The sequence below is a fragment of the Primorskyibacter flagellatus genome (genome assembly GCF_900176485.1).
Taxonomy (GTDB): Bacteria; Pseudomonadota; Alphaproteobacteria; order Rhodobacterales; family Rhodobacteraceae; genus Primorskyibacter; species Primorskyibacter flagellatus.
In genome coordinates this window covers 90656-116051 of the sequence record NZ_FWYD01000009.1, presented here as the reverse complement: position 1 = coordinate 116051, position 25396 = coordinate 90656, and the positions used below count along the sequence as shown (strand labels likewise).

Here is a 25396-nt window from a genome sequence, read left to right as displayed (position 1 = left end):
GGCGTCCCCTTGGTGCATCTCTGCGCCGCCGGTGAAGGGGGTTCTACGGCCAGTGCACAAAACCCGCAAGCACTTTCTTATAGAAAATATGGATTACCCCCATTTTTTTGCTATTAGGGTCAAATTTCGACACCAAAAACACGATTATCTTATTGATTTACAATAATAAATTGAAGTTCGAAAAGATCGTCTTTTTTTACGCGACACACTTGGATTTCACCATTTTCAGCCCAAGATCAGACGAATCCCCGGCGACTCCCGAGTGAATCAGCGGGACTTCCCCAAGGGCAACCGCCGACAATGACGGTCGACCGATTCATTCGCGGACTCTGGCGCTCGATTTGGCGTCATTGACGCCTTTTGAGTCGGGAGGAGTCGTAACCGTTGAACTCCAACAGGTCTGCTGCCGCATTATAGCGATCGGGCTGGATGCGTGGCCCACGGTTCACAATCCAGCCAAAAGCCCCCGATGGTGTACCCAACACGGCCGTTCCGAAATCTTCAGCAATCCACAACACCCAGATTGGATCCGTCCCCTCCGCCTCAAGGCGGCCGAACGGTGCGATCGCGTACTGCATAGCCGCCCCGGCCCCTTCTCCGCAGCTTCGTAGCGCCATTTTATTGTCGGGCAGCGGGGTGAATCGCAGCGTGCCGCAGCCTGCATCAGTATAGGGGGAGCCGAAGTCTGCCAGACGGGTCCAGTCGCCCGCGAACCTTTGCGGATCGAATCTGGTGCTCGAAGAGATTGCAACCGAGGTGTCGCGAAAGCTGACGGTAGGTTTGTCTGGCTTTGCTGCAATGCACCCCGCGAGCAGAAGCGGCCAGACGATTGCCTTTCTCATGTTCCGCTCTTCAGGCGCGCCGCAACAAGATCGGCCATTGACGTGCCGAAGCTCACATGTGCCGGGGCTTCCCAGTGGACGCCATCGACCATCGACACTTCTATATGTGTACTCGCATCGACAAAGCCGCAGCCCTGCGTTTCCGCAACCCGCGCCAGATGGGCAGTTAGCCCGGACTGGCGCGCCTCGGCCCCGACAAAGACATCCTGAAGCGAACCGACCTCGCGCACAGGGGCTGGTGCTATGATTATTATGTCGAGCCCTGGCAATTCGGTGCGCGCCGTCACGACCAGCCGCTCGATCGCGCGCGCGATTTCCCATGCGGTGATTGAGAAGCGCGACTTCAGGTCATTCGTTCCCAGCATCAGCACCAGCAGATCAAGCGGTGCGTGGCTGAGCAGGACCGCTGGCAACACGGCAAGCCCATTGCGCGCGCCGCCCTCGATCGGATCATCATGTACGGTGGTCCGGCCCGGCAGCCCTTCGTCGATCACACGGATCTCGGGGCCCAACCTGTCGGCCATAACGGCGGGCCAGCGATGTTGGGGCGCAAACCGCACCGCCTGTCCCAACCGCTGCAATAGTATGGTGCCGTGACTGTTGCTGTCGCCATAGACGAGGATGGTGGTCATCGCTTGCCTCTCTGCTTTGTCTTTGCGCAGCATTGGCGGAGAAGCACGCCCTGTCCAGTCAGCAATTTCGCCCTGCCCCGCCAGCGCCAATCGACCGACCAAGTCGATTGTGTCGCAAATGCACTGCAAACTGACGCTTTAAGCCGTTCCCAAGGATTGGCGGCCATCATGTGACTGCAAAGAAAACGGCATGCAACGTCGCAAGGTCTTCAGTGTCCCGTAAGGAGAAACGACGCTTGCGGGTGACACCCCTGCAAACGCGAGTTTTGCACATGCAGGGCGTGACGACATATGACGCCGAGTATGCCTGCGTCTCACCGCATGTTACGCGCAGCTTTCAGGCAAACGCGATCGCATCCTTGCGATGGATGCCGGATCAGCTTTCTTCGATGCCCCGAAACCCAGTGGCGACCACGAATTTCTCTGAACTGTCCGAGCGTGAGGATGGAGGTTTGACGTTCGCGACCTTGGTGAAGCGCTGTTTGAGCAGTTTCTGAAGGTCGCCCTCTGCCCCGCCTGCCAGAACCTTGGCGACAAACGTGCCGCCCGGCGACAGCACATCAAAAGCAAAATACGCGGCCGCCTCGCATAGATGGATGATCCGCAAGTGATCGGTCTGCTTGTGCCCCGAGGACGACGCAGCCATGTCCGACATCACCACATCGGCCGAACCGCCCAGCCAGTCGCGTACCTGCGTGTCGGCATTTTCATCCAGAAAGTCGATGACGTGGATTTCCGCACCCGGGATCGGCTCGACTTCTTGAAGGTCGATGCCCAACACCGTGCCAACCGCCTTGCCGGATTTCTCACCCATAGCGTTCACCCGCTTGACGGCGACCTGACACCAGCCGCCGGGGGCACAGCCCAGATCGACGACCCGCGCACCGGGCACCAGAAAGCGGTACTTTTCATCCAGCTCAAGGATCTTGAACGCGGCCCGGCCCCGGTAGCCCTCGGCGGCAGCGCGCTTGACATAAGGATCGTTCAACTGCCGCTGAAGCCAGCGCGTCGAAGACAGCTTGCGTCCGCGTGCGCTTTTGACTTGGACTTTCAGGTCGCGCTGCCCGCGCCCGGAGGTGTTCTTTGCCATGGGATCCGTTTCGTGCCGTTCCTGCGGGCGGCGCCCGTGTTGGGGCTCCGGCATCCGGTGGCATATCCTACGAGGGTTGGCGACGGGTTTCAATCCGGCGCGGCACAACGAAGGCTGGGGGCGGCATGGCCGCGACGGCAAAGACCTTGTGAACGCGCGACCCCCAGCCATATCCGGCTGACTCGCGATAAGCATTGCGCGGCGTCGGGTCGGGGCGAATTTCTGCGAGACATATAAGAGTCCAACCTCGCCCCGTCAAAGACCCGTCAGTAAGGCCCGTCTTCCAGAACGCCGTGACTGCACATCTGCGCGTATAGAAGCCCTTCGCGCAGGCCTCTGTCGGCCACGGACAGCCTGTCGGTCGGCCAACACCGCAGCAAGGCCTGCAAGATCGCAGAGCCGGACATGATCAGGGCTTGCCTGTCCTGACCGATCCGGGGATCGCGGTAGCGCCCCGCGGGCCCAAGCTCCAGATAGCGATTGATCACCTTCTCGATCTGGTCGGATGTCATGCGCAGCCCGTCAACTTTTGTCCGGTCATAGCGTTTCAGCCCCAGATGAGAGGCCGCAACCGTGGTGACGGTGCCGGAGGTGCCCACGATCTGAAACCCCTCGCGCGCCTGTTCATCTTTATAGGGCGCGAATTCGGCAAGGTTTTCCTCGAAGAACCAGCTCATCAAGGCATAACGCGCGGCATCGTCCTCGACGTCCGAGAACTGGTCGCGCAGGGTGGCCACGCCAAGCGGCACGGATATCCAGTCCACGACCTTGGCGGCCGTAAACGGGCTGACGCTGGTGTGGAACCCGGCATGAAGCCGCATGATGGCGCGGGGCCGTTCACGGTTCGGCACAGAGGACAGGTCAATCCAGACCAGTTCTGTCGAGCCGCCCCCGATATCGACCACCAGCAATTGTTCGGTTTTTGTCGACACCAGCGGCGCACAGGAAATGACCGCAAGACGCGCCTCTTCTTCCGGCTGGATAACCTCAAGGTCCAAGCCCGTCTCACGTTTGACTTGCCGGATGAAGTCGCGGGCGTTGGAGGCCCGCCGACATGCTTCTGTCGCCACAAGCCGCATGTGGCGCACCTCGTGGCGCGACAGTTTCTGGTGGCAGACGCGCAACGCCTGTATGGTCCGGTTCATGGACGCACGGCTCAGCCGCCCAGACCTTTCCAACCCAGAGCCGAGCTGCACCGACTTGGAAAAACTGTCTACAACGTGAAACTGGCTGCCCTTGGGCTGGGCAATCAGCATTCGACAACTGTTCGTGCCGAGATCCAGCGCGGCATAAAGCTCGGATGGATCTGGCGGTTTGGGCGCGGACCATTCAACCGGTTTAGGGAATGCGCCCGCACCTTTGGGACGCTTTGGCGCCATGTGATGCGCCTTTCCGATTTTCAACTTGCTGTCACGATACGCAGCAAGCGCATGACCTGCAAGATTGTCGTGACGCTACTTCAGTGGATTCTCGAAATACTCGGACAGATGCCGGTATTCCATCTCCAGCAGGGGCCGGATCGCGTCGATGGTTTGCGGTGCCAGATCATCCAGTGTCAGCTTCATCTCGGACGGGTTTTCGCGCCGCATCTCGACCGGCTGCCCGGTCCGGTCCGACAGATCACGCGCCAGTTGGCCCATCTCTTCGGTCTTGTAGACGCGGTCATATTGCAGCGGCCGCGGACCGATGAACAGCTTTGTCCCCAGACAGTGATGCTTGATGACCGATGACCCTTTCATGTATTCGGGCAGGTGCTGAAAGAAATAATCCGGGTCTGGATCACGGCTGAGATGGGCGAATTCGGGACGGTCGCGCAACTTGCGGCTCATATGAAGGTCGCGCAGTTGGACCACCCTGTTGGTGTAGACCGACAGCATCCGCCGTACCGGATCGCGCACCACGGTAAAGCGCCAGTGGTCCGACAGATTGTGCCACGCTCGCCGCCGATAACGCACCGTCGGATAGATCGCATGCCATGTCATCACCGTGATCTCGTCCTCGGGCGGGATCGTGACGCCGGGATCAAGATGCGCCAGCGCGGCCTTGACCGAAGAACACCCCGCCTTGGGCACAGCCATATAGGCGATCTTGTACGCTGGAATGGCGATGGCCAATGAATGTTCCTGCATGCTGCCTGACGGTGCGGCGGCTCCCGCCCACCGTTCTTCGCGCGGCACTATCCGCATATGGCGGCGCAGGGTCAAGCGGCGCCTGACCGCCTAACATGAGCGAGGCTCATCATTTGTCCCCGGTTATTTCATTGCCCCGCCACTGGCCCCTGCCCGCGCCCAGCCGTAAGGTGGCAGCGTCGCTCAAAGCGTCACAAATGTCGAAAAACGTCGCCGGGATGCTGCTCCGGTGAATTACAGATGCCTAACTGGTCCGAGGATTCGAAAATGCCCGATGTCACTATCGTCTACTGGCGCGACATTCCTGCGCAAATCATCGTTGGCAAAGGCCGTCGCGGGGCGAAGGCGCAACTGCCCGAAAGGTTCGAGCAGGCCATCGACCGTGCGGCGATGAAATCCGGCGCGGCGGGAACGGATGACTACCTTGCGGAATGGCGCAAGGCCGCCCCCTATCCCGTCGAGGGCGCATCGGAAGAGGTGCTGGCCGCGGAAGTGGCGCGTCTGGACGCCGAATATGACCGGGACCGTATCAAGCAACTGATCGACAACAATGGCCGGGCATGAGTCCAGCCACGCTTTGGGAGGCCGCGATGGCGCTTTTGAATTTTCGTAAGAAGGCTGACGCAGCCCCCGGAATCGCGCCCGAGGTTCAGTCTTTCCTGCAAGGCTACTCTATCGAGGTGATGCCGCGCACCGCCGAAAAGGTCGAGGACTTCCGCGATCTCCTGCCCGAAGGCACTCGCGTGTATATCGCCCATATCGACGGCACGGATATTGCCGACATGGTTGCGACAGCCGCACGGCTGGCGCGCGATGGCTATAACGTCATGCCGCATTTCCCGGCCCGGATCATCAAGGATCAGGCAACGCTGGCCGATTGGATCGCGCGCTATCAGGGCGAGGCGAACGTGACCCAGGCGTTGCTTCTGGCTGGCGGTGTCTCGCAGCCTGTAGGCGCGTTTGACAGTTCCATGCAGCTTCTGGAAACCGGACTGTTCGACAAGGCGGGCTTTACGCGTCTGCATGTGGCGGGCCACCCAGAGGGCAACCGTGACATTGACCCGGATGGCAGCATGAAGAACGTCGGCGATGCGCTTCGATGGAAACAGAAATTCAGCGAACGCACCGATGCCAGGATGGCGCTGGCCACGCAATTTGCCTTTGACCCTGATCCGATCATCGCATGGGCCGACGGGCTGAAGGAGGCTGGTATCGACCTGCCCATCCATATCGGCATTGCCGGTCCTGCAAAGCTTCAGACGCTTATCAAATTCGCCATCGCCTGCGGGGTCGGGCCGTCAATGAAGGTGCTTCAGAAACGCGCCATGGACGTGACAAAACTGCTCCTTCCCTACGAACCGACCGACGTGATCGCCAAGCTCGCCGCCCACAAGGCCGCACATCCCGATTTCAATATCGAGCAGGTGCACTTCTTCCCGCTGGGCGGGATCAAGGCAAATGCCGAATGGGCCACCCAAAACGGTGGCGACGCCACCAAACCAGCCAATAGCTGAAAGGTTAAGAATGACCCGTACCATCGTTGAATCCAAATCGAAAACCGCCGTCATAGGATTTGACGAACCGTTCTGCGTGATCGGCGAGCGGATCAATCCCACGGGCCGCAAGATCCTGTCCGAAGAGCTTGAGCGCGATGACTTTTCCCGCGTCGAGGCCGATGCGATTGCGCAGGCCGCTGCGGGTGCCAACATCCTGGATGTGAACTCGGGCGCGGTCTTTTCCAACAAGATGGCCGAAGATCCGCGCTATGCCGACAACAACTTCGTCGAGCCGATGCTGATGCCGGAAATGATCCGCCGCATTCAGGCCGTGACCGATACGCCGCTTTGCATCGACAGTTCGGTGCCCGGCGCCTTGAAGGCGGGGTTGGAGGCCTGCGAAGGCCGTCCGCTGCTCAACTCCGTCACCGGCGAGGAAGAGCGTCTGGAAATGGTGTTGCCGCTGGTCAAGCAATACAATGTGCCCGTGGTGGCGATCTCCAACGACGACACGGGCATTTCCGAAGATCCCGACGTGCGCTTTGCCGTGGCAAAGAAAATTGTCGAGCGCGCCGCGGATTTCGGCATCCCCGCGCATGACATTGTCGTTGATCCGCTGGTCATGCCGATCGGCGCGATGGCCACTGCCGGCCTTCAGGTCTTTGCGCTGGTGCGCCGTCTGCGCGATGAACTGGGCGTGAACACCACCTGCGGCGCGTCCAATGTCAGCTTTGGCCTGCCCAACCGTCACGGGATCAACAACGCTTTCCTGCCGATGGCAATGGGCGCAGGCATGACGTCTGCGATCATGAACCCGGTGGCATTGGCGGTGAACCAGACCAAGATCGCCGAGAAGAAGGCACAGGTCATGGCAGCAGGCATCATTCTGCCCGACGATATTGACGACGAAACCTTCGTGACGCTTTTCGGACTGGGCTCCACCCTGCCGCGTCCGGGCAAAGAGATGGAGGCGATCCGCGCCGCCAACCTGCTGACCAACAATGATGCGCATGGCGGATCCTGGATCCAGTTCAACAAGGTCGGTGCGACGGCAGGCGAGGCAACCTCGGGTCGTCGCGGGGGGCGCCGTCGCCGCGCTTGATCGGCAATCAGGATCGCAATCAAGGGGTCTGCGGGAATCGTCTCGCGGGCCTTTTGCAATCACGCACCAAACCGTCATACTGCGCCTATTGGACGGAAATCCGCCATGTCTGACGCGCACCCGACATTGCCCGCAGCCGCCCGCGCTGCTACGGACCTGAGCAGAACACGTTCAGCCGGAGAAAATGGCGCATGCGCACGGCAATTGTCACAGGCGAATATTATATCGGCGGCGAAACCTTCATCAACCGCCACATCCAGCACCTGTTTGGCGGCGATACCGTGGTCGTCTGCGGGCGTTTTCACGGTGAAAACCCCTATGACAAGGCATGGTTTGCGCGGCGCGAAAAACCCTCTACCGCTGACCTGCTGACGGCACCCTACTGGATGCTGCACAACCGGATCGTGCACAACACGTCCCGCCTGCCGTTCGGCAAGGCCAAGCGTGATCTGGCAGATTTTCTGCGTACCCAGAAAGTGGAATTGATCCTTGCCGAATTTGGCACTCAGGCGCTTGCAATGGCACCGATCGCCAATGAGTTGGGCCTGCCGATATTCACTTATTTCCGTGGCACGGATGCGTCCAAGGCCATCCAGACCGAACGTATGCGAGAGGCTTACAGACGGATGATGCCGCGCCTGGAGGGTGTGTTCTCGGTCTCGCAATTCTTGCTGGATAATCTGGCAAAACACGGCATCCGCCATCTCAACTCCACGGTGATCCCGTCCGGCGTCGATGTCAGGCAATTCGTGCCGGGGCAGAAACAGCCGCTCAACTGTCTGGCCGTCGGGCGCTTTGTCGAGAAAAAGGCACCGCTGACCACGCTGCGCAGTTTTGCCGAAGCGACGCATGATCTGCCAGACGCGCATCTGGATTTCATCGGCGATGGTCCACTTCTGGAAGATGCGAAAAAGCTGGCCAACGATCTGGATGCAATGCCCCGTGTGAGCTTTCACGGCAGCCAGCCACATGCGTTTGTTCGAGGAAAACTGGCCACCGCGCAATTCTTCCTGCAACATTCGATCACGGCGTCCAATGGCAATACCGAAGGCCTTCCAACCGCGATCCAAGAGGCGATGGCCTGTGGATGCGTCACTGTTTCAACCCGCCATGCCGGGATTCCCGAAGCGATTGACGAGGGCAGCACCGGCTGGCTGGTGGAGGAACACGACGCGGCAGGCTTTACCGCAGCCATTCGCCACGCAATGCAAGCCCCCGATCTGCCGGAGATGGCAATCCGCGCCCGTCAGGTGGCCGAGCAGCGTTTTGACAATGACGTTCTGCTTAAGAAACTGGAAGCTAGGATTCTCGCGACCATCGCCTGACGGTCCCGTTTGTCTATTCCCGCGACAATAACTTCAACGTCAGGGGACAAGGTGTGCCACCGTAGAACGCGCCGAGGATGTCATCAAACACAGCATGATCGTTGCTTTGGGCCGCAAAGAGCGTCGCCGAGGACCGAAGCTTCAGCGCGTCCACTTTTCCCAGGATCTGAATCGGCGGGGTGCCTTCGTGCTGCATCATCGCGCGTGAAATCTCTATCAGCCGGGTGCCCAACACCGGATGGGCCAGATAGGCCGCCGCTTCGGCTCCGTCGCTAATCCCGAAAATTTCCGATGTTTGCGACCGGCCCAAGGAGGCGAGCTGGGGAAAGATAAACCACATCCAATGCGTCATCTTCTTGCCGTTGCGAATCTCGGCCAGCGCGACGGGGTAAGTCTGTGCCTGTACTTTCAGGAACCTGTCCAGCGACATTGATGTCTTCCACCTATCCCACAATCTCCGGCAGAGTAACGCGATTGGCACCGCTGTGAATGGAAAAAATCGCGACATTTTGCAGATGGCGTGCGCCGACATTAAAAATTAGCTGTAGCGCCTTAAATTATAACAGCGAATTGTCAGTACTTATAAATCTTCATCGGCAGATTATGACCATGAGGGCAATATTGCGGGGTGAATGCAGCGTGCAACACATATCGGATTGCATTTGGCACTCTTGCTTCGCGCGGGTCGGCTCTGCTGCTCAACGGTACTTCATGTCATAGCACCAAACATCAACCCGGCGGCCAGGACAGGCAGACCTGCAACGACCCGTCAATTGTTCACGAATCCCAACGCCGGAGCAAGCCTGATGCGCAGTCCGACGTCCGCCCTTGGTCCGCAGGGGCATGTCAAAGACTTGCCAAGTACCGCACCGCGCCATAGGTCCCTAACATTCACGTCACTCACCTTACGAGCGCTTTGATCCTCTGTGTTCCTGTATCGAATTCTCATGACCCTTGCGTCAGTTGTGCTGTTGGTCCGCCCCTGCTTACGGGGCGATTGGGCCCTGGCATCTGACCGTCTTGGACGCGGCCCGGCGGCTTCTGGACCGCACCTGTGGTTGCACGCCGCCTCCAACGGAGAACTGGCATCGGCGCGCGGCTTGATTGAGCATGTTCTGACGGTGCGGTCCGATATGGGCGTGCTGATCACGTGCAACACCGCCACCGCAGCCACTCTCGCACGGTCCTGGGGGATCAGCAGGCTTCACGTCCGCCTAGCGCCTTTGGATCTTGGTTTCATCAATCGGCGCATGCTGCGGCGATGGAACATTCAGTTGCATATCACAATGGAATCAGAGCTTTGGCCCGACAGGGTGATCCGCTGCGCTGCCGCAGGCATACCAGTGGCAATCTTCGGCGCGCGCCTGACAAAACGCACCGCGCGGGGCTGGGCACGGTTCGGGGGCTTGGCCCGCAAGGTGCTGGGGCGTATCAGCTACCTTTCCGCGCAGGACAGCCGGTCGCTGGCACGACTGCGGGCTTTGGGGTTGCGCGCCTCTGCCGTGGGTCCGGTGCTGGATCTCAAGGCCAGCTACACCCCACCGCAAGATCTGACACCAGACGCCACGCTGCGCGCCTGCTTTCCACGCGCGCAGACCTGGCTGGCAGCTTCTACCCATCCGGGCGATGAGGCGGTGGTGATCGCAGCCCATCTCGCGGCCCGCGCGGTCCGTCCCGGTCTGCGCTTGATCATAGCACCACGACATCCCGCACGCGGTGCCGGGATTGCCGAAGCCCTGACAGCGGCGGGCCTGAAATTCGCGCAGCGCAGCCGGTCGGACGCAATCGACAAAGAGGTCTTGCTTGCCGATACGATGGGCGAAATGGCGCTGTGGTATGCGGTGGCAGGCACGGTTTTCATCGGCGGCACGCTCAGCGATCGCGGTGGACACACGCCATACGAACCCTCAGCCTTTGGCGCGGCATTGATCCACGGACCGGATGTCGACAACTTTTCGTCGGCCTTCGGTCGGCTGCAACGCGCACGCGCCTCGATCTGCATCGGCAATGCCGAGGAGCTGGCAAAGGCGCTTTGCGATCTGGACACGACCGCCTCACAGGCCGAATTCGGCGCGGCCGCTCGAGCCGCGCTGATGCAGGGCGACGCTTTGAAGAAAGTGAAAGCGGATCTCGGGCACCTGTTGACGGGCTGAGCCAAAACGCGGGTTTCGCTAAATATCGGGCGCGCCAAATCTCTGGTCTGGTCAAGTCGGAATTTGACCTCTACCCTTCCTTCAAACGCTGATACAATGGTCCCCGGATGACGCTCATCGGAAAGCCTCAGACAACGCCGCTTCACACTGTCGGTCCCGGCGGGCTGCATACACAATGCGCGGCGCTTTGTTATCGGGTCCGGAAAGGCAAGCCTCAGATCCTGTTGGTCACAACACGCGGGTCCAATCGCTGGATCCTGCCCAAGGGCTGGCCGATTCGTGGGCACACGCCGGGTGAGGCCGCCCGGCAGGAAGCCTGGGAAGAAGCCGGCGTTAGGGGTGATCTGTACGATGCGTGTATCGGCATCTTCACCTATACGAAGTCCGGCCCGCAACAGGCCGGGATGACCTGCGTCGCCATGGTTCACCCCCTGAAGGTCAAAACCCTGGAGCAGACCTATCCAGAGGCGGGGCAGCGCAAGCGCAAGTGGTTCGGTCGCAAGAAGGCCGCCGCCGCTGTGCGCGAGGCCGATCTGGCACAGTTGTTGCTGCAATTCGATCCCAAGGCGTTGCAGCTCTAGTCCGGCTTGATCTTGTCGGGCCAGTGCTTATCTTTGACGGGCAACGGTTTTTTGGTTTCACATGATCCAGTACACACTCAAATGCACCGACGATCACCGCTTTGACAGCTGGTTTCAGTCCGCGTCCGCCTTTGAAAAACTCAAGGCGGCGAGCATGATCGTTTGTGCCGTCTGCGGCTCGTCCAAGGTGGAAAAGGCGATCATGGCACCGCGTGTCAGCCAATCGCGCGAGACCGCACAGTCTTCCAATGACCGTCCACTTTCCAAGCCGGCAAACCCTGCCGAACAGGCACTGGCGAAACTGCGCCAACATGTCGAAGAAAACGCGACCTATGTGGGCCGCGATTTCGCGACCCAGGCGCGGGCGATGCACGATGGCGATGCGCCAGCCCGCCCGATCTGGGGCGAGGCCAAGGGCGAGGACGCCAGGAAACTGTTGGAGGACGGCGTTCAGGTGGCCCCCCTGCCCTTCATGCCTTCGCGCAAGACCAACTGATCGCAGCACGGTCCGATCAAGAGTTCCACCGCGCAAGCCGGGCGACGAACACCCGCGTTTGGCTTCTTCCTGTATGTGCGTCATGCCCGATTGGACACAGCCTTACACAACATAATGCGCACGAAAGCGGCGCTTTGGCGCGTCTGTCCGCGCGGGTTGGCCTTGCCTATGGCGCATTGCTTGCGTAAATGGCCCCAGAAGCTGATCCCGAGGGCACACCATGCCAGTTCTTGTGATGAAATTCGGCGGCACGTCCGTCGCCACGCTGGACCGTATTCGGCGCGTCGCGAAACGCGTGGGCGTCGAGGTTGCCAAAGGCTATGACGTGATCGTCATTGTTTCGGCCATGTCGGGCGAAACCAACAAGCTGGTAGGGTTTGTCAACGAAACCTCGCCACTGTTTGACGCCCGCGAATATGATGCCGTCGTCAGCTCTGGCGAAAATGTCACCGCAGGCTTGATGGCGCTGACGCTTCAGGAAATGGACGTGCCCGCGCGCAGCTGGCAAGGCTGGCAAGTCCCGGTGCGCACCACATCGGCCCATTCCGCCGCGCGCATCGAAGAAATTCCCACCGAAAATATCAACGCGAAATTTGCCGAAGGCATGCGCGTGGCCGTGGTCGCGGGGTTTCAGGGCCTCAGCCACGAGGGCCGCATCACCACGCTGGGGCGTGGCGGGTCTGACACCACCGCCGTGGCCTTTGCCGCCGCATTCGGTGCCGAACGCTGCGACATCTACACCGATGTCGATGGCGTCTACACCACGGATCCCCGCGTCAGTCCGAAGGCGCGCAAGCTTGAAAAGATCGCGTTCGAGGAAATGCTGGAACTGGCCTCTCTGGGGGCCAAGGTGCTTCAAACCCGCTCTGTCGAGCTGGCCATGCGGTATAACGTGAAACTACGTGTGCTCAGCTCTTTCGGAGAGCAATCTGACGACGCAGGAACATTGGTCTGCGACGAGGAGGAAATTATGGAAAATCGGCCCGTCTCTGGTATCGCCTTCTCTCGGGATGAGGCGAAGATGACCCTCGTATCGGTCGCCGACCGTCCCGGCATTGCCGCGGCGATCTTCGGACCGCTGTCCGACGCGGGCGTGAATGTCGATATGATCATCCAGAATATCGCCGAGGAAGGTCGTACCGATATGACCTTTTCCTGCCCCACCGATCAGGTCCTGCGCGCCGAAAAGGCGCTGACCGAAGCCAAGACACGCGGTGAGATCAACTTTAATGAGCTGATCGCCGACAAGGACACTGCCAAGATCTCGGCCGTGGGCATCGGGATGCGCAGCCAGTCCGGCGTTGCTGCCAAGATGTTCAAGACGCTGTCGAACGAAGGCATCAACATCAAGGTTATCGCAACGTCCGAGATCAAGATCTCTGTGCTGATTGATCGCAAATACATGGAACTGGCCGTTCAGGCCCTGCATGATGCGTTCGAGTTGGAGAAAGCCTGACCGAGGTCCTGCACCCGCATAACGTGAATTTCGTGTAACAGCGTTGCATTACACGTTTCTCTTCCGGGGTTCATGTGGTCTAAGGTCGAGCGACCGTAGAGATTGGGAACGCCAACCACACGATGGTGCAAACGACTGAATCCGAAAGCCGCAAACTGCTTGGCCGTTTGCGAGACACCATGGCCGAGGACGCTGCCGGGCAGGCGCGCCTCGACAAGATCACACATCTTACAGCCGATTCGATGAAGACAGAGGTGTGCTCTGTCTACCTGTTCCGCGACGAAGACACGTTGGAGCTGTGTGCGACCGAAGGATTGAAACCAGAAGCGGTCCATCAGACCCGCATGCGCCTTGGCGAAGGTCTGGTCGGGCGCGTGGCGCGCACCAGCAACGTCATCAATGCGGCCGATGCGCCTTCTGAAAAAGGTTTCCGCTTCATGCCGGAAACCGGCGAAGAGATCTATTCCAGCTTTCTCGGCGTTCCGATCCAACGGTTGGGGGAAACTCTGGGCGTTCTGGTCGTCCAGTCGAAACAGGCACGGCAGTTCACCGCCGACGAGACCTACGCACTGGAAGTCGTCGCCATGGTGCTGGCCGAGATGACAGAGCTGGGTGCCTTTGCGGGCGAGGGTGCAGCACTGTCTGCACGCCATCAGCATCAGGTTGTCGTGCGTGGCACCACCGGTCAGGAGGGCTCGGCAGAAGGCCATGTCTGGCTGCACGAACCCCGCGTTGTTGTCACAAATCTGGTGTCCGACGATCCGGAACGCGAATTGGAACGTCTTCACGAAGCTGTCGAACGGCTGCGCGTCGGGGTCGATCAGATGCTGGAAGGCGCGGTCGGCGGCGACAATGATCAGCTTCAGGTGCTCGAAGCCTACCGCATGTTCGCCAATTCCAAAAGCTGGATGCGGCGAATGGAAGAGGACATCCAGCGCGGTCTTTCCGCTGAAGCCGCCGTCGAGAAAGAACAATCCACCGCCCGGTCACGCATGGCACAGGTGACGGACAACTACCTGCGCGAACGTCTGAGCGACCTTGATGACCTGTCCAATCGCCTGTTGCGCCTGCTGTCGGGACAAGGCAGCGAGACTGGCGCGGAACTGCCGGACGACCCGATTCTGGTCGCGCGTAATATCGGTCCGGCCGAACTGTTGGATTACGGCCGGTCGCTCAAAGGGGTAGTGCTGGAGGAAGGGTCTGTCGGCAGCCATGCGGCCATCGTGGCGCGCGCGCTGGCGATTCCACTGGTGGTCCATGCGGGCCGCATCACGACCGAGGCCTTGAACGGCGATCACATCATGGTCGATGGCGATCAAGGTCTGGTTCACTTGCGTCCCGACGACACCGTCGTCACCGCGTTTCGTGACAAGATGGCGATGCAGGCCGAAGCGCAAGAACGCTATGCCTCGATCCGAGACAAGCCCGCAGAGACCTTATGCGGCAAGACCATTTCATTGATGATGAATGCCGGTCTGATGGCGGACCTGCCGTCGCTTCAGGGGTCCGGTGCCCAGGGCGTGGGACTGTTCCGGACAGAGCTGCAATTTCTGGTGCGCAACAAGATGCCCAAACGATCAGAGCTGTCTGCGCTCTATGCCCGTGTGCTGGATGCCGCTCAGGGTCAGCGTGTGGTGTTCCGCACGCTCGATATCGGGTCGGACAAGGTTCTGCCCTATATGAAACCCAATGACGAACCCAACCCGGCGCTTGGCTGGCGCGCGATCCGGGTCGGACTGGACAAGCCCGGCGTGATGCGGATGCAGCTTCAGGCACTTCTGCGCGCCGCCAACGGGCGGCCCCTATCCGTGATGTTCCCGTTCGTCGCCCAATTCGAAGAGTTTCGCGCCGCGCGTGCCGAAATGGACAAGGCCATCGCCCGCGAAGAGAAACTGGGCCATGTCCTGCCGGAACGGCTGGAAATCGGCGCGATGCTGGAAACGCCGTCGCTTGCCTACGCGCCCGACCAGTTCTTTGACGAGGTCGAGTTCCTGTCGATCGGCGGCAACGATCTTAAACAGTTCTTCTTTGCCGCAGATCGCGAGAACGAACGTGTGCGGCGACGCTACGATACGCTGAATGTCAGCTTTTTGACCTTTCTCGAACAGATCGTGGCGCGCTGCAAGAATACGAATACCCAACTTTCTTTTTGTGGCGAAGACGCAGGTCGCCCGGTCGAGGCCTTGTGCCTCGCCGCCATCGGTCTGCACTCCCTGTCGATGCGTCCCGCCTCTATCGGGCCAGTCAAACATTTGCTGAGACGGTCGGACCTCAATGCTGTCAAGGCAGCCATAAACGAGGCGCGAGAACGCGGCGATCAATCGGTGCGCGGTGCGGTGATGGACTATCTGCGCTCTGCGTGATGCGCGTTACAAACGCCTGCGCAAATCCTCGATCAGCTCTACCGGCGCACGCCCACTGCGCCGTGCAAGCGATTCCAGCCCGAACTGAACATGCGCCATTTCCTGGTAGTAGCTGGTATAGGCATAATTTGTCGCCGCCCCGGCCACCGCGCCCAACAACGGAATGGTCTGCGCGGCCAGCTTCTGGCCCAGCACGGTGGCCAGTCTTGGTGCCACACGGGCGATCACCGAATGCATCGTTGCACCGGTCAGTGTGACCCGCGCCGACAGAAAGGCCAGATCGGCCCCGTCATCGCGCTCCAGAGGACCCGCGCTGGAGAAAACCGTCAGGCACAGCTTGCGCACTTCGGGGTCATTCGGGTCCAGACCATGTTCGGCAGCGATGCCCTGGATCACACGCAGCAGCACGGTCGTTGTCACCGGAAGCTCTGTCAGCGCCGTGGGCAAGCCGCCAAAGCCGCCCGCAGCGCCCATAGCTGTCGTCACCGCCGTATTCAGCCAGCCGCGCTGGTCCGGCACCACGCCACGCGACCTTGCAGCCGCGTCCATTGCGACGGTCAACGCGCGCGTTGTCGTGTCCTCCAACCGATCCTTGATGCTGTCAGGCAAGCGTTCCAGCAGGTTTTCCGCCTGCCCACCCAGAAGGTTAAGAACCTGCATGCCCATGCCACCAGCAGCCTTGTGCCGACGTGCAAGCCCGTCAAGTTCGGCATCCACATCCGTGGAAATCAACGCGGTTCCGGTCATCCTGCCCTCCTGACAACTCTAGGTAACATTGGCCCTCGGGCGTCCGCTTTCAAGCGTCCTTCTCGACCATGCCGACAACACCCTCCCAGGCACCTGGCACCAAGGACATCACCAGAACCCGTTCAGGGTTAGTGGGCGGTGGCATCTCGACACCCTGCCCGTGCTCGAATCCGAACCGGCGGTAATAGGGCAAATCCCCCACCAACAGCACGCGCTCCCAGCCTTCCTCGGCGGCCCCCGCCAGACTGTCACGGATCATCGCTGCTGCCAGCCCTTCGCCTTGTGTGGTCGGATGAACGGCGACCGGTCCAAGCAACAACACGGGCTTACCCGCAACCCGCACCGGCCAATAGCGCAGCGCCCCGCCCAGAATACCGCCCTCGTCCCGCGCGGTGCGCGACAGTGACGCGACCGGGGCCACATCCTCGCGCAAACGATACGACGACAGTGCCGTTCGACCCGGCGCAAAGCACAGATCATACAGCGCCTCGACTTCCCACCAGTCGTCTGGCTTCTCTTTCTCAAGATGGTACACGGGCGGCCTTTGGACTTCGCGGTTGACATTGGCCTAGCACGGTCCAAGGTCCCGTTCAAACAGGAGAAAGCACATATGTTCTATCGACCCCAGGACGGCCACGGACTGCCTCACAACCCGTTCAATGCCATTGTCACGCCCAGACCCATTGGCTGGATCTCGACCCGCGGCGCCGATGGAAGCGATAATCTCGCGCCCTATTCCTTTTTCAACGCCGTGGCGTATGAGCCGCCGCAGGTGATGTTTGCCTCCACCTCTGCCAAGCCCGACCGGGACGGCACGAAGGACAGCGTTTCTAATATCCGTGAAACCGGCGTGTTCTGCGTCAATATTGTCGAATTCGCGATGAAAGACGTGATGAACCAAACATCAGGCCCGTGGGATCGCGAGATCGACGAATTTGAACTGGCCGGGATCGAGAAAGCCGCATGCGACACCATTGCCTGCTCTCGCGTCGCCGCAGCGCCCGCCAACCTTGAATGCAAGCTGACACAGATCGTCCAGCTTCCGGGCGAGGCGAACTTCACCGTGTTCGGAGAGGTAACCGGCATCCATTTGCGCGATGATTGCCTGATAGACGGAGAGTTTGACGTCCTCAGGTTCAACCCGCTGACGCGTATGGGATACCGGGACTATTCGGTGGTCCGCGAAAAGTTCAGCCTGAAGCGGCCCGGCGACTAGACCCCTCGCCGGGGCATCCTCAATCATCTCAAGAGGCGCGGCCTTGCCATTTGGCTCGTATCGCTTGCTGTGTTTCGGCCCTGAAACTTTGATTTCAGGCAGCCCCATCGGGCCTGATTATGCAACGCACATACAAGGGTGCCCGCGTGGGCACCCTGACGTGCCGTATCAGTGACCGCCCAGAATGCCGGTGCGCACGTTGTAATCCACCGCGATCTCGTAATCGGGATCATCATCGCTATCGACCACCAGATGCCCGGCCTTGTTCAAAAGGCGATGACAATCCCGGCTGAGGTGACGCAGCTTGATGATCTTGCCTGCGGCCTCATACTTGCCCGCGACGGCCTCGATCGCCTGTAGGGCTGATTGGTCCACAACGCGGCTGTCGGCGAAATCGACAATCACCACATCCGGATCGCCCTCGACATCGAAAAGCTCGGCAAAGCCGTCAGCAGACCCGAAAAACAGCGGGCCCTGGATTTCGTAGACTTTCGCGCCGTGATCCGTCAGGGATTCGCGGGTCTTGGCATGAATACGGCGCGCATTGTTCCAGGCATAGGCCAGCGCCGAGACGATCACGCCCACGACAACCGCAACGGCAAGGTCGGAATATACCGTCACGACCGTGACCAGCACGATCACAAACGCATCCATCAACGGCACTTTGGCGAGAATCTTCAGCGAGTTCCACGCAAACGTCCCGATCACCACCATGAACATCACACCGACCAGCGCCGCCAGCGGGATCACTTCGATGATCGGCGAGGCGAAGAGGATAAAGATCAGCAGAAACAGCGCGGCGGCAATGCCGGCAACACGGGTTCGGCCACCAGATTTCACGTTGATCATCGACTGACCGATCATCGCGCAACCGCCCATACCGCCGAAGAAACCGGTGACGGTGTTGGCAAGCCCCTGCGCCACACATTCTTGGCTGGCTCCGCCACGCTTGCCGGTCATCTCGCCCACAAGGTTCAGCGTCAGCAAGGATTCGATCAGGCCAATCGCTGCAAGGATCACGGCATAGGGCAGGATGATCCGGAACGTCTCATAGGTCAGCGGCACCACCGGGATGTGGAACGCGGGCAATCCGCCCTGGATCGAGGCGAGGTCCCCGACCCGTGGCACATCCAGCCCCAGCACGATCACGATCACCGCGACGATGCCGATGCCTGCCAGTGGCGCTGGAAACGCCTTGGTGATCTTGGGTGTCGCCCAGATGATCGCCATGGTCAGCGCCACCAGCCCCAGCATCATCGCCAGTTGCATGCCGGACAGCCACTCGCCCCCGCTCATGCCGTGACCGTTGCTGACGACCGAGCCGGGCACCTTGAACTGCGTCAATTGTGCAAGGAAAATCACGATGGCCAGACCGTTTACAAAGCCCAGCATCACCGGGTGTGGCACCAGTCGTATGAACTTGCCCCATTGCATCACGCCCGCGAAGATCTGCAACAGCCCCATCAGAACCACCGTGGCGAACAGGTATTCAACGCCGTGCTGCGCCACCAGAGCCACCATGACGACCGCCAAGGCCCCCGTCGCGCCGGAGATCATGCCCGGACGCCCACCGATCAGTGCCGTGATCAAGCCCACCAGAAACGCCGCGTACAGCCCGACCAGCGGATGCACCCCTGCGACAAAGGCAAAAGCCACGGCTTCGGGCACCAGCGCCAGCGCCACCGTCAAACCGGACAGAAGCTCTATCCGCATCCGCGTCGGCGTCAGTTTTTCCTCTGGCAAAAGGTTCAGGTCAGAGGCAGCAATACGACGGGCAAACGAAGCCAGCATGGCTCGGGGCATGGACAATCCTTCGGGAAGATGTTGGCGCTATCGCGCGCTCTTACTGCAATCCCGTGCGATTGGCTACCTCCGCGCCCTCAAAAAAACCGGCGGCGTGGCGCGCCCATGTCAGTTGTCCGCCAAGCGCTCTTCTCGCCTCTACCGGATTGGCGGGCCGGACAATGCGCAACGGCGCGATGAGGACAGCCCTTGGCGCAAGCCGTCGGATCAGCTACTGGCCGGACATACCTGCGCGCTGCAAGCTTGGTCGAAACAGCAGACATCGCCCATGTGAGCCTTGCGCGATCCGACCTGCCCGCATCTGACGAATACCTGTGCCAGCGCCGCGCGCGACAGACGCCACCATGTCTCAGGGCGGCACCTACCTGATCATAAAGGACCCGCAATTTTCAACCCGGACGGAATCACGGATATTTCGCGAAAGCTGGGTGTGCCGACGTGATCGGCATGACCAACATGCCCGAGGCTCGGTTCGCCCGCGAGACATTGTTGTGCTACGCCTCCGCCGTACTGGCAACGGATTATGAAAGGTGGTATCCGGAACACGGCGAGGTGAACTCTCTGACATTGTCACCACCATGACAGGTAAAGCCGACAACGCGCGCACGCAGATCACGAGATTACTGCGGTTCACGACAAAGCAAACTCCCTGCCCTCCTGGCTGCGGCCAAGCGCCGGACGCTTCATCCTGACACTCTTCAAAAGCCGGAACAGCCCCCCGCTGATCAAACGCGACGCCGTGCGGGGCGGCTTTTAACTTAAAGCGCGGCACACATGTCGAATCCATGCCTATCCTCGGCAACCTGACGAACGCCGTTGGCTTGACAGAAGCCGTTACCCTTGTGGTGGAGCCGCTGCATGGCAACATCACCGGCGGTGTCACAATCTTCGAATTATCGGGTCTTAAGGTCGCACCGTTTCGAAAGAAATCCGCAGGAATGTCCATGCGCTCTGCGCTTTCGACCGACTCTGACACCATTTCTTCTCGGTCAAAATACTCCGGGGGAGTCTGCCGCAAGGCAGACGGGGGCAGCGCCCCCATCTGCGTGTACGTCAAACCGACAGAGCGTGCGCGCAACGCGCACTCCGCCAGGTCAAGCCTGCGAGATCAGTTGACGATCGTGGCTTCCGTCGCCGCGCGCAGCTCGTCTTCGGTCACACCTGCGGCGGTCTCGATGATCTTCAGACCGCCGTCGACAACGTCCAGCACGCCCAGATTGGTGATGATCCGGTTCACCACGTTCTTGCCGGTCAGCGGAAGCGTGCAGGCTTTCAGCAGCTTGCTGTCGCCATGCTTGTTGGTGTGGTCCATTACCACGACCACCTTCTTGACGCCCGCCACCAGATCCATCGCGCCGCCCATGCCCTTGACCAGCTTGCCGGGAATCATCCAGTTCGCCAGATCGCCATTCTCGGCCACTTCCATGGCCCCCAGTATGGCTGCGGCAATCTTGCCACCCCGGATCATCCCGAACGAGGTCGCACTGTCGAAATAAGAGGTCCGGGCCAGCTCTGTGATCGTCTGCTTGCCCGCATTGATCAGGTCAGGATCCTCCTCACCCTCAACCGGAAACGGGCCCATGCCCAGCATGCCGTTTTCCGACTGTAGCGTGATATCCTTGTCGCCGACATAATTGGCCACCAGCGTCGGAATCCCGATACCGAGGTTCACATACATGCCGTCTTCAAGCTCTTCTGCCGCCCGTGCGGCCATCTGGTTGCGATCCCAAGGCATTATGCGTCCTCCCGCTTGCGCGTGGTGCGCTGTTCGATGCGTTTCTCGTGCTCGCCCTGAACCAGACGATGAACGTAAATCCCCGGCAGATGGATGTGATCAGGGTCAAGGCTGCCACGCGGCACAATCTCTTCGACCTCGGCCACGCAGACCTTGCCGCTCATGGCTGCCGGAGGGTTGAAGTTGCGCGCCGTCTTGCGGAACACCAGATTGCCGGTATCATCGGCTTTCCACGCTTTCACGATGGAAAGATCGGCGACGATGCCACGCTCAAGGATGTAGGTTTCCCCGTCGAAATCCTTGTGTTCCTTGCCTTCGGCGATCTGCGTGCCGACACCCGTCTTGGTGTAGAACCCCGGAATACCACTGCCGCCGGCGCGCATGCGTTCGGCCAACGTGCCTTGCGGGTTGAATTCCAGTTCCAGCTCGCCGCTCAGATACTGGCGCATGAATTCGGCATTCTCGCCTACATAGGACGAGATCATCTTCCTGACCTGACGGGTTTGCAGCAAAATACCGATGCCGAAATCATCGACACCCGCGTTGTTGGACGCGAATGTCAGATCTTTTGTTCCGGCCTCCTTGATCGCCTGCAACAACAGCTCGGGAATGCCACAAAGACCGAATCCTCCGGCCGAAATGAACATGCCGTCGAACAGCAGCCCGTCGAGGGCCTCTGCCGCCGATCCGTAGACTTTCTTCATAAGACGCTCCTTGACTGATCGCGTGAGTTGTCGCCCGCAACCCGCAGAGAGTCAACGCGAGCCGCACCACGACGTCGGAGTTTTCGGCCGGTTCTGGGTCAGATCAAGCGGACCTGTGTGCCAATCGGCGTGATCGCAAAAAGCTCTTCGACCTTGGCGTTGTAAAGACCGATACACCCATCGGAGGACCGCCGACCGATCTTGCGCGTGTCTTGCGTGCCGTGGATCAGATATGCTGGCCAGTCGAAATACAAGGCATGTGTGCCAAGAGGGTTGTCTGGCGCACCGCCAGCCACCGGTTTCCAATCCGGGAAACGTTCCATCTGCGAGGCTGTCGGCGTCCAGGAAGGACCAACCTTCTTGCGCACGATTTCCGTGTAGCCGCGCTTGGTCAACTCGTCGGTCTTGGGCACGGAGGTCGGATAGACACGGTAATCGCTGCCATCGGCATTCCAGTAATGCAGCGCCCGCGACCCGGTGTCGCAAACGATCGCGCCCTTGCCAAGGGTTTCGAAATGGTCGCGCCAATCCTGCCCCGTAAAACCGGAGATGTTGGATCTTGCCACGTCTGGTGCTGCGCGCAGCACGGCGGGCATACACAGGCTTGCGGCGGCGCTGATCATCAGGGTTCGGCGGTTTATCGGGCTTCGTGACATTTTCTGGCCTCATTCTTTGCTCGTTTCCAGCCTCTTCTGAGGCCAGTCCCGGCATTTGGCCAGTAACATATTCTTGAAATGTGTTATGTTGCGTGCCCCCGCCGAAACAGGGGCATTTGCGACCCTCAGTCGTCCGTCTTCGCCGCAGGCTTCTTGGCTGCCGGCTTCTTCGCCGCGGGTTTCTTTGCAGCGGCTGTCTTGGTGGTCGTTTTCTTGGCGGCAGGCTTTTTGGCGGTGGTCTTCTTGGCGGCAGGCTTCTTCTTGCCCTTCGCCTTTGCAGCGATCAGTTCCAGCGCGGTTTCCATCGTCAGCTGCTCTGGCTCTGTCCCTTTGGGAAGGGTCGCGTTGACCTTCTCCCACTTCACATAAGGGCCATAACGTCCCTCCATGACAGAGATTTTCCCGCCATCCGGATGATCACCCATTTCGCGCAATGCCTTGGCGGCTGTGCCCCGCCGTCCCGGATTCGCGCGCTTTTCGGCCAGCAATTCGACCGCACGGTTCATGCCGATCTCGAACACATCCGCCGGATCCTTGAGATTTGCGTAAACCGGCTTTGCTTCATCGGGCAGCTGATGCTGAATATAAGGACCGAAACGGCCGAAATTCGTCCTGATCTCACCGCCATCGGGATGCATGCCAATAGGGCGTGGCAATGACAGCAAAGTCACCGCCTTTTCAAGCGTCATCTCGTCCTTGTTCCAACCGCGCGGCAGCGAAGACCGCTTGGGTTTCTTGTTCTCCGGCGTGACCTCTCCGCGCTGAACATAGGGACCGTAGCGGCCGGATTTCAGCCAGATCTCGTCGCCCGCATCCTCGCCCAACAGCTTTTCTTCGCCATCAGCGCCCTCGCCTGAAATCGGACGGGTATAGGTGCATTCGGGATAGTTGCCACACCCGACAAAGCCACCGGTACGCGACGATTTAAGGTGCAACTGCCCCTGCCCGCATTTGGGACAGATACGCGGATCGGTTCCATCCTCGCGCGGCGGATATAGTTGAGGCGCCAATGCGTCGTCCAACACGTCCAACACCTCGGCGATGCGCAAATCTGACGTCTCGGAAATTGCCGCCGAGAAATCGCGCCAGAATCGCGCCAGCAGCTCCTTGTAGTCCTTTTCGCCTGCGCTCACGTCATCCAGTTCGCCCTCAAGCGCAGCGGTGAAGTCGTATTCCACATAGCGTTTGAAAAAATTCAGCAGGAAAATCGTGACGATCCGGCCCTTGTCTTCGGGGATCAGGCGGTTCTGTTCCTTGCGAACATATTCGCGTTCCTGAATCGTGGTGACAATGCTGGCATAGGTCGAGGGGCGCCCGATGCCCAGCTCTTCCATCTTCTTGACCAGTGTCGCCTCAGTATAGCGCGGCGGCGGTTGGGTATGCGATTGCAGCGCCAGAACAGCCTGATTTTCGGCCAGCACGGCGGCACTGTTCTTGAGCATCCCGGCAGTGGTGTCGACCACGCTGTCGTCGCCCTTGTCATATTGCGTCCGAAGCGCGTCGCCATTGCCGAATTTGGCAGGCTCGCCCTGATGGACCTGCGGCAGCCGCTTGTCGTCATCATCGGCGGCCACATCGTCGCGGCCTTCCTCATAGACGCGCAGAAAGCCGTCAAACAGGACCACTTGCCCCGTGGCACGCAGTTCAACCTGACCGTCCTTGCTGGCGACGATCACGGTCGTGCGCTCCATCCGGGCGCTTTCCATCTGGCAGGCCAGCGTGCGCTTCCAGATCAGATCATACAGTTTGCGCTGATCGGATTCGGTCAATTTCAGCGCCGCCGCGTCCTTGGTCATCTCGGTCGGGCGAATACATTCATGCGCTTCCTGCGCATTCTTGGCCTTGTTTTTATAGACCCGCGGGCTGGAGGGCACATATTCCGCGCCGTAACGATCCTTGATGGCGTCACGCGCTTCGGTCACAGCCTCTGGCGCCATCTCGATGCCGTCGGTCCGCATGTAGGTGATGTGTCCAGCCTCATAGAGGCGCTGCGCCGCATTCATGCATTGCCGCGCGCCCATGCCGAACTTGCGGCTGGCTTCCTGCTGAAGGGTCGAGGTCATGAACGGGGCCGAAGGGTTGCGGCTGGCCGGCTTGGCCTCAACCGAGGCGACCGACAACTCGCGGCTGGTGACCGCCTGCACGGCCAGTTCGGCCTGCGTTTCGTTCTCGATGTCATAACGGTCAAGCTTCTTGCCCGCGAGCGTCGTCAGCCTTGCCTCGTATTCCTGCCCGCGCGGCGTGGTCAGCAGCGCCTTGACGGACCAGTATTCGCGCGGGCGGAACGCCTCGATCTCCATCTCGCGCTCGACAATGAGCCGCAGGCAGACCGATTGCACCCGCCCGGCAGAGCGCGCACCAGGCAGCTTGCGCCACAACACCGGCGACAGGTTGAAGCCCACCAGATAATCCAGCGCGCGGCGGGCAAGATAAGCCTCAACCAGTGGCGCGTCGACCTGACGGGGGTTTTTCATCGCCTCTGTCACGGCAGCCTTGGTGATGGCGTTGAACACGACCCGGCTGACAGGTGTGTCCTTCTTGACCGCACGGCGTTTGCGCAGCGTCTCTTCAAGATGCCAGCTGATCGCCTCGCCTTCGCGGTCAGGGTCGGTTGCGAGGATCAGGGCGTTATCCTTGGCCAGCGCATCGGCGATTGCCTTGACATGCTTGCGGCTGTCGGCGCCGACCTCCCATTTCATCTCGAAATCATGGTCGGTATCGACCGAACCGTTCTTCGCAGGCAAGTCCCGGACGTGGCCGTAAGAGGCAAGAACCGTGTAGTCGGACCCCAGATACTTGTTGATTGTCTTGGCCTTGGCCGGGGATTCGACGACGACGACGGGCATGTTACGGACAACCTCACTGATTGG

The 25396-nt window shown here is 60.2% G+C and carries 25 protein-coding genes; 12 read left to right on the top strand and 13 right to left on the bottom strand.

Annotated elements, in window-relative coordinates:
• Positions 1-347 precede the first annotated feature (347 nt).
• The 5 genes from B8991_RS12795 to B8991_RS12775 all read right to left on the bottom strand — a co-directional run bounded on the left by B8991_RS12795 (position 348) and on the right by B8991_RS12775 (position 4678).
• Entirely contained in the window at positions 348-842 is a 495-nt protein-coding gene (locus tag B8991_RS12795; protein ID WP_084353376.1) for a lipocalin family protein, read from the bottom strand.
• Entirely contained in the window at positions 839-1474 is a 636-nt protein-coding gene (locus B8991_RS12790; RefSeq protein ID WP_084353391.1) for an SGNH/GDSL hydrolase family protein, read from the bottom strand. Before B8991_RS12790 ends, B8991_RS12795 begins: the two co-directional genes overlap by 4 nt.
• Before the next feature lie 376 nt (positions 1475-1850).
• Positions 1851-2564, bottom strand: coding sequence for an RlmE family RNA methyltransferase (locus B8991_RS12785; RefSeq protein WP_084353390.1), 714 nt, complete (start codon positions 2562-2564; stop codon positions 1851-1853).
• A 266-nt stretch (positions 2565-2830) separates the two neighbouring features.
• On the bottom strand, positions 2831-3943 hold the full coding sequence (locus B8991_RS12780) for a Ppx/GppA phosphatase family protein (protein WP_084353375.1): 1113 nt from the start codon (positions 3941-3943) through the stop codon (positions 2831-2833).
• A gap of 75 nt (positions 3944-4018) precedes the next feature.
• The gene (locus B8991_RS12775) at positions 4019-4678 is read right to left on the bottom strand and encodes a sulfotransferase family 2 domain-containing protein (protein ID WP_084353389.1); all 660 of its coding nucleotides are present in this window, start codon (positions 4676-4678) and stop codon (positions 4019-4021) included.
• 282 nt (positions 4679-4960) lie between these two features.
• Between B8991_RS12775 and B8991_RS12770 the strand changes: the two genes are divergently transcribed.
• From B8991_RS12770 to B8991_RS12755, 4 genes are all read left to right on the top strand, one after another.
• A complete protein-coding gene (locus B8991_RS12770; RefSeq protein ID WP_084353388.1) occupies positions 4961-5257 on the top strand; it encodes a virulence factor in 297 nt (98 codons plus the stop codon).
• A gap of 26 nt (positions 5258-5283) precedes the next feature.
• A complete protein-coding gene (locus tag B8991_RS12765; RefSeq protein WP_084353374.1) occupies positions 5284-6207 on the top strand; it encodes a methylenetetrahydrofolate reductase in 924 nt (307 codons plus the stop codon).
• Between the two features lie 10 nt (positions 6208-6217).
• Positions 6218-7291: a dihydropteroate synthase gene (locus tag B8991_RS12760; protein WP_084353373.1), complete on the top strand. Its 1074-nt coding sequence runs from the start codon at positions 6218-6220 to the stop codon at positions 7289-7291.
• 191 nt (positions 7292-7482) lie between these two features.
• The gene (locus B8991_RS12755; RefSeq protein ID WP_084353372.1) at positions 7483-8616 is read left to right on the top strand and encodes a glycosyltransferase; all 1134 of its coding nucleotides are present in this window, start codon (positions 7483-7485) and stop codon (positions 8614-8616) included.
• 13 nt (positions 8617-8629) lie between these two features.
• Here the strand turns inward: B8991_RS12755 and B8991_RS12750 are convergent, their stop codons facing one another.
• Positions 8630-9046, bottom strand: coding sequence for a DUF1810 domain-containing protein (locus B8991_RS12750; protein WP_084353371.1), 417 nt, complete (start codon positions 9044-9046; stop codon positions 8630-8632).
• A gap of 517 nt (positions 9047-9563) precedes the next feature.
• Here B8991_RS12750 and B8991_RS12745 point away from each other — a divergent pair.
• The 5 genes from B8991_RS12745 (at position 9564) to ptsP (ending at position 15665) form a co-directional block, all read left to right on the top strand.
• Entirely contained in the window at positions 9564-10769 is a 1206-nt protein-coding gene (locus B8991_RS12745) for a 3-deoxy-D-manno-octulosonic acid transferase (protein WP_235866622.1), read from the top strand.
• Between the two features lie 224 nt (positions 10770-10993).
• Positions 10994-11350 (top strand): NUDIX hydrolase, encoded by a 357-nt coding sequence (locus B8991_RS12740; protein ID WP_412780836.1) that lies wholly within the window; start codon positions 10994-10996, stop codon positions 11348-11350.
• Positions 11351-11411: 61 nt separating this feature from the next.
• Positions 11412-11846 carry a DUF1178 family protein gene (locus B8991_RS12735; protein ID WP_084353368.1) on the top strand — a complete coding sequence of 145 codons (435 nt, stop codon included), beginning with the start codon at positions 11412-11414 and terminating at the stop codon, positions 11844-11846.
• Between the two features lie 220 nt (positions 11847-12066).
• Positions 12067-13302, top strand: a complete 1236-nt coding sequence (locus B8991_RS12730; RefSeq protein ID WP_084353367.1) for an aspartate kinase — start codon at positions 12067-12069, stop codon at positions 13300-13302.
• Positions 13303-13424: 122 nt separating this feature from the next.
• The gene (gene ptsP / locus B8991_RS12725; protein ID WP_084353366.1) at positions 13425-15665 is read left to right on the top strand and encodes a phosphoenolpyruvate--protein phosphotransferase; all 2241 of its coding nucleotides are present in this window, start codon (positions 13425-13427) and stop codon (positions 15663-15665) included.
• 6 nt (positions 15666-15671) lie between these two features.
• On the opposite strand, the gene B8991_RS12720 is transcribed toward ptsP, so the two are convergent.
• Positions 15672-16412: an EcsC family protein gene (locus B8991_RS12720; RefSeq protein ID WP_084353365.1), complete on the bottom strand. Its 741-nt coding sequence runs from the start codon at positions 16410-16412 to the stop codon at positions 15672-15674.
• A 49-nt stretch (positions 16413-16461) separates the two neighbouring features.
• A complete protein-coding gene (locus tag B8991_RS12715) occupies positions 16462-16947 on the bottom strand; it encodes a GNAT family N-acetyltransferase (RefSeq protein WP_084353364.1) in 486 nt (161 codons plus the stop codon).
• A 75-nt stretch (positions 16948-17022) separates the two neighbouring features.
• Between B8991_RS12715 and B8991_RS12710 the strand changes: the two genes are divergently transcribed.
• On the top strand, positions 17023-17628 hold the full coding sequence (locus B8991_RS12710; RefSeq protein WP_084353363.1) for a flavin reductase family protein: 606 nt from the start codon (positions 17023-17025) through the stop codon (positions 17626-17628).
• 168 nt (positions 17629-17796) lie between these two features.
• On the opposite strand, the gene B8991_RS12705 is transcribed toward B8991_RS12710, so the two are convergent.
• A complete protein-coding gene (locus tag B8991_RS12705; RefSeq protein ID WP_084353362.1) occupies positions 17797-19431 on the bottom strand; it encodes a SulP family inorganic anion transporter in 1635 nt (544 codons plus the stop codon).
• On the opposite strand from B8991_RS12705, the gene B8991_RS12700 reads away from it, so the two are divergent.
• Both B8991_RS12700 and B8991_RS22155 read left to right on the top strand, forming a co-directional pair.
• Positions 19430-19705 carry a hypothetical protein gene (locus tag B8991_RS12700; RefSeq protein ID WP_084353361.1) on the top strand — a complete coding sequence of 92 codons (276 nt, stop codon included), beginning with the start codon at positions 19430-19432 and terminating at the stop codon, positions 19703-19705. The two genes, B8991_RS12705 and B8991_RS12700, sit on opposite strands and share 2 nt — an antisense overlap.
• 173 nt (positions 19706-19878) lie before the next feature.
• Complete coding sequence (locus B8991_RS22155; RefSeq protein WP_268876739.1) at positions 19879-20013, top strand: hypothetical protein; 135 nt, start codon at positions 19879-19881, stop codon at positions 20011-20013.
• Between the two features lie 526 nt (positions 20014-20539).
• On the opposite strand, the gene B8991_RS12695 is transcribed toward B8991_RS22155, so the two are convergent.
• The 4 genes from B8991_RS12695 to topA form a co-directional block, all read right to left on the bottom strand.
• Positions 20540-21166 (bottom strand): 3-oxoacid CoA-transferase subunit B, encoded by a 627-nt coding sequence (locus tag B8991_RS12695; RefSeq protein ID WP_084353360.1) that lies wholly within the window; start codon positions 21164-21166, stop codon positions 20540-20542.
• The gene (locus tag B8991_RS12690; RefSeq protein WP_084353359.1) at positions 21166-21870 is read right to left on the bottom strand and encodes a CoA transferase subunit A; all 705 of its coding nucleotides are present in this window, start codon (positions 21868-21870) and stop codon (positions 21166-21168) included. Before B8991_RS12690 ends, B8991_RS12695 begins: the two co-directional genes overlap by 1 nt.
• Positions 21871-21968: 98 nt before the next feature.
• Entirely contained in the window at positions 21969-22526 is a 558-nt protein-coding gene (locus tag B8991_RS12685; protein WP_084353358.1) for a L,D-transpeptidase, read from the bottom strand.
• Positions 22527-22651: 125 nt separating this feature from the next.
• Complete coding sequence (topA, locus tag B8991_RS12680; protein ID WP_084353357.1) at positions 22652-25372, bottom strand: type I DNA topoisomerase; 2721 nt, start codon at positions 25370-25372, stop codon at positions 22652-22654.
• Between the last annotated feature and the right edge of the window lie 24 nt (positions 25373-25396).

Bases quoted from the DNA above. Each gene is read 5' to 3' on its own strand.
- ptsP (WP_084353366.1), top strand. From the start codon at position 13,425: ATGGTGCAAACGACTGAATCCGAAAGCCGCAAACTGCTTGGCCGTTTG.
- B8991_RS12750 (WP_084353371.1), bottom strand. From the start codon at position 9,046: ATGTCGCTGGACAGGTTCCTGAAAGTACAGGCACAGACTTACCCCGTC.
- topA (WP_084353357.1), bottom strand. From the start codon at position 25,372: ATGCCCGTCGTCGTCGTCGAATCCCCGGCCAAGGCCAAGACAATCAAC.
- B8991_RS12785 (WP_084353390.1), bottom strand. From the start codon at position 2,564: ATGGCAAAGAACACCTCCGGGCGCGGGCAGCGCGACCTGAAAGTCCAA.
- B8991_RS12745 (WP_235866622.1), top strand. From the start codon at position 9,564: ATGACCCTTGCGTCAGTTGTGCTGTTGGTCCGCCCCTGCTTACGGGGC.
- B8991_RS12755 (WP_084353372.1), top strand. From the start codon at position 7,483: ATGCGCACGGCAATTGTCACAGGCGAATATTATATCGGCGGCGAAACC.
- B8991_RS12770 (WP_084353388.1), top strand. From the start codon at position 4,961: ATGCCCGATGTCACTATCGTCTACTGGCGCGACATTCCTGCGCAAATC.
- B8991_RS22155 (WP_268876739.1), top strand. From the start codon at position 19,879: ATGACCAACATGCCCGAGGCTCGGTTCGCCCGCGAGACATTGTTGTGC.
- B8991_RS12695 (WP_084353360.1), bottom strand. From the start codon at position 21,166: ATGCCTTGGGATCGCAACCAGATGGCCGCACGGGCGGCAGAAGAGCTT.
- B8991_RS12720 (WP_084353365.1), bottom strand. From the start codon at position 16,412: ATGACCGGAACCGCGTTGATTTCCACGGATGTGGATGCCGAACTTGAC.
- B8991_RS12700 (WP_084353361.1), top strand. From the start codon at position 19,430: ATGGACAATCCTTCGGGAAGATGTTGGCGCTATCGCGCGCTCTTACTG.
- B8991_RS12795 (WP_084353376.1), bottom strand. From the start codon at position 842: ATGAGAAAGGCAATCGTCTGGCCGCTTCTGCTCGCGGGGTGCATTGCA.
- B8991_RS12780 (WP_084353375.1), bottom strand. From the start codon at position 3,943: ATGGCGCCAAAGCGTCCCAAAGGTGCGGGCGCATTCCCTAAACCGGTT.
- B8991_RS12765 (WP_084353374.1), top strand. From the start codon at position 5,284: ATGGCGCTTTTGAATTTTCGTAAGAAGGCTGACGCAGCCCCCGGAATC.
- B8991_RS12690 (WP_084353359.1), bottom strand. From the start codon at position 21,870: ATGAAGAAAGTCTACGGATCGGCGGCAGAGGCCCTCGACGGGCTGCTG.
- B8991_RS12730 (WP_084353367.1), top strand. From the start codon at position 12,067: ATGCCAGTTCTTGTGATGAAATTCGGCGGCACGTCCGTCGCCACGCTG.
- B8991_RS12705 (WP_084353362.1), bottom strand. From the start codon at position 19,431: ATGCCCCGAGCCATGCTGGCTTCGTTTGCCCGTCGTATTGCTGCCTCT.
- B8991_RS12735 (WP_084353368.1), top strand. From the start codon at position 11,412: ATGATCCAGTACACACTCAAATGCACCGACGATCACCGCTTTGACAGC.
- B8991_RS12790 (WP_084353391.1), bottom strand. From the start codon at position 1,474: ATGACCACCATCCTCGTCTATGGCGACAGCAACAGTCACGGCACCATA.
- B8991_RS12710 (WP_084353363.1), top strand. From the start codon at position 17,023: ATGTTCTATCGACCCCAGGACGGCCACGGACTGCCTCACAACCCGTTC.
- B8991_RS12760 (WP_084353373.1), top strand. From the start codon at position 6,218: ATGACCCGTACCATCGTTGAATCCAAATCGAAAACCGCCGTCATAGGA.
- B8991_RS12685 (WP_084353358.1), bottom strand. From the start codon at position 22,526: ATGTCACGAAGCCCGATAAACCGCCGAACCCTGATGATCAGCGCCGCC.